Source organism: Streptomyces anandii JCM 4720 (genome assembly GCF_014650655.1).
Classification (GTDB): Bacteria; Actinomycetota; Actinomycetes; order Streptomycetales; family Streptomycetaceae; genus Streptomyces; species Streptomyces anandii.
Map to the genome: position 1 here is coordinate 119109 of NZ_BMVJ01000001.1, position 3244 is coordinate 122352.

Sequence of the window (3244 nt, forward strand, 5' to 3'; positions counted from 1 at the left end):
AACTCGGCCTCGTCGGCGGCGATGGTGGCCGCCGCCGTCTCGGCCTGCTCGTAGCCGGGGGCGACCAGCCCGTACACCCGGCCGTCCACCGCCTGCGCGCACTCGCCGATCGCGAACACGCGCGGGTCGCCGACCGTGCGGCACTGCGCGTCGACGCTGATGCCGCCGCGCTCGCCGACGGCGAGGCCGCAGTCCCGGGCGAGCTGGTCCCGGGGGCGGACGCCCGCGGAGAACACCACCATGTCGGTGGCGAGTTCGGAGCCGTCGGACAGTCTCATGCCGGTGACCGCGCCGTCCTCGCCGGCCACGATCTCCTGGGTGCCCGTGCCGGTGTGCACGGTCAGGCCCATGCCCTCGATGGTGCGCAGCAGCGCCGCGCCACCGCCGTCGTCCACCTGCACGGGCATCAGGCGCGGCGCGAACTCCACGATGTGGGCGGCCAGTCCGAGCCCCTTGAGAGCGCCGGCCGCCTCCAGGCCGAGCAGCCCGCCCCCGACCACCGCGCCCGTGGTCGCCCGCCGCCTCGCGTACTCCTCGATGGCGAACAGGTCCTCGATGGTGCGGTAGACGAAGCAGCCCTCGGCGTCCTTGCCGGGGACCGGCGGCACGAAGGGGTAGGAGCCGGTGGCGAGGACGAGGACGTCGTAGCCGACGGTGAGGCCGGAGCGCGCGGTGACCGTGCGGGTGTCGCGGTCGACGGACTCGGCCGGGTCGCCGACGTGCAGCTCTATGCCGTGCGCCGCGATGAACTCCTCGTCCGTCAGGGAGAGTTCCTCCGGTGTGGTGCCCGAGAAGTACGAGGTGAGCTGCACCCGGTCGTACGCGGGACGCGGCTCCTCGCACAGCACGACCACGCGGTGCGTGGCGGTCAGGCCGCGCTCGGCGAGCGCCTCGAGGAAGCGCTGGCCGACCATGCCGTGGCCGACGAGCACGATCGTGGGGGTGGCCCCCGGGGTGGCGGACATTCAGGAGCCTCCATCGTTGGTGAGCAGGTGGAGCAGGGGGCCGCCGTCCGCGGGGAGCGACTCGGCGCCCTCCCAGGCGCGGGCGAGCGCGCCGACGGTGCCGAGCTCGCCGACCAGGACCCCGCCGACCAGCCGGTCGTCGCGGACGACGACCTTGCGGTACGTGCCGCGGGTGGCGTCGGCGAGCTGCACGACGTCGTCCCCGGGCCGCGGCTCGGTCTCGCCGAAGGCGGCGAGGTCGAAGGGCGCCCTCGGTCCGGGCGCCGCGGGTGCCGTCAGGGCGGGGCCGCCCAGGGTGAGGCGGGTCAGGGCGCGGGTGCCGGTGTAGCGGGCGGCCGGAGTGGTGGGGTCGCCGGCGAGGAGCCCGGCGAGGGCGGTGGCCTGTTCGAGCGCGGGGGCGGCCAGGCCGTAGACCGTGCCGGCGTGCTGGGCGCAGTCGCCGATGGCGTGGATGCGCGGGTCCGAGGTGCGCAGCTCGTCGTCGACCAGGACGCCCTTGCGCACGGCGAGCCCGGCGTCCTCGGCGAGCCCGGTGCGCGGATGCACCCCGCAGGCCAGGACCACGAGGTCGGCGTCGAGGGCGTATCCGTCGGCCAGCTCCACCGAGCGGACCGCGCCGCCCACGCAGCGCACGTCCCGTACCCGGCACTCGGTGTGCACCTCGACGCCGAGGCCGCGCAGGTGCCGCAGCACGAGCGCCGAGGCGCCCGGGTCGAGCTGGCGCTCCATGAGCCGTTCGGCCTGCTGGGCGAGGACGACCTGGGCGCCCCGCACGGCCAGCGCACGCGCGGCGGAGACGCCGAGCAGCCCGCCGCCCACGACCACCGCCCGCGCCCCCGGCCGGACCGCCGCCGACAGGCCCAGGCAGTCGTCCATGGTGCGGAAGGCGTGCACGCCCCTGGGCAGCTCGTGCCCCGGCGTGAACAGTCCGCGCAGCGGTGGCAGCACCGGGTTGGAGCCGGTGGCCAGGACCAGCGTGTCGTACGCGATCGCGGAACCGTCCGCGCAGCGCACCTCGCGGGCGGCGCGGTCGATGCCGGTGACCCGGCCGCGCAGCAACCCGGCGGGCGCGGGCAGGGCGATCACCTCGGGGGCGTACCGGCCGGCCAGCACCTCGGCGAGCAGGACCCTGTTGTACGGGGGGTGCTCCTCCTCGCCCACGAGCAGCGCGGGCGTGCCGAGCTCGCCGAGCCGCCGGGCGAGGGTGACGCCCGCGAGGCCGGCGCCGATCACCACCACACGCGTATTCGAGGTCATGTCCCCGAGCGTGCGGCCCGGACGTTACCCGGTGGCATCACCTCTGTTTCCCGTACGGAACGCTGCCCTCAGCCGGTGCGGGTCCGGGGTGTGAGATCTCCCGGCCGGGTCAGCGGCTGCCGGTGAGGTGGGCGAAGACGACCACGTTGCCCTGGTAGCCGGTGGCCCTGGAGTAGCCGCCGCCGCAGGTGATCACCCTCAGCTCGGGGCGGCGGGCGGCGCCGTAGACCTTCTCGTCGGGGAAGTCGCGGGCCGCGTAGACCTCCACGGCGTCCACGGTGAAGAGCGCGACACTCCCGTCCCGGCGGTCCAGCTCGACGGTGGCGCCCTTCTTCAGCGCGCCGAGGTCGTAGAAGACGGCGGGGCCCTCCGCGTTGTCGACGTGCCCGGCGACGATCGCGGTGCCCCGCTCGCCGGGGGTGGTGCCGGCCTCGTACCAGCCGGCGAGGTTCTTGTCCTTGGCGGGCGGCACGTCCAGGCTGCCGGACCTCGTCAGGCCGAGGCCGGTCAGCGGGGCGTTCACCCTGATGGAGGGGATGCGGATGCGGGTGGGCGGGGACGGCGGCAGCGCGGGCGCGGTGAGCCGTTCCTCGCCGGGGTCGGGCAGGCCCTCGGCGGCGGCCGGCTGGGGCGGGGCGTGGGTGCCGGCGCCGTGCAGCAGCCAGGCCCCGGAGCACAGGGCGACCACGGTCACGGTCGCTATGGCGGTGTTGCCGATCCTTCGCACACGAACCCCTCTCGGTACCCCGTGCCCCCTCCGGGCCGCGAGGGGCGTCGGGCCCGGAGGGGGAGGGGAAGCGGTACCGGCGGACGGACAGCGGAGGGTGTCCGTCAGATCCCGTCGCCTCTCGCCCGGCGATGCAGGAGCCAGGTACCGCCCGCGGCGGCGACGGCGAGAGCCGCCACGCCGGCCGCGGTCTGCGCGGGGTCGCGGCCGAGCGCGCCGCCGACCCCCGTCTTGACACTTCCGCGGGGCTGCGCCTGCCCCTGCGCCGCGGTCAGCGTGACGAGCAGGTCGCCCG

Annotated in this window: 4 protein-coding genes; all 4 read right to left on the minus strand. The window is 76.0% G+C overall.

The window, feature by feature from the left end; translation table 11 throughout:
• Positions 1-965 (minus strand): FAD-dependent oxidoreductase (locus IE249_RS35700; protein ID WP_229857133.1); only part of this gene is annotated, 965 nt, incomplete at its 3' end.
• Complete coding sequence (locus tag IE249_RS00535) at positions 966-2222, minus strand: NAD(P)/FAD-dependent oxidoreductase (protein ID WP_189702770.1); 1257 nt, start codon at positions 2220-2222, stop codon at positions 966-968.
• A 109-nt stretch (positions 2223-2331) separates the two neighbouring features.
• The gene (locus tag IE249_RS00540; protein ID WP_189702771.1) at positions 2332-2949 is read right to left on the minus strand and encodes a class F sortase; all 618 of its coding nucleotides are present in this window, start codon (positions 2947-2949) and stop codon (positions 2332-2334) included.
• Between the two features lie 104 nt (positions 2950-3053).
• A partial coding sequence (locus IE249_RS35705; protein ID WP_506366303.1) for a GVDTG sorting domain-containing protein occupies positions 3054-3244 on the minus strand: 191 nt, incomplete at its 5' end.

What these genes read in the sequence shown, in the direction of transcription:
- IE249_RS00535 (WP_189702770.1), bottom strand. Translation starts at nt 2,222, where the DNA reads ATGACCTCGAATACGCGTGTGGTGGTGATCGGCGCCGGCCTCGCGGGC.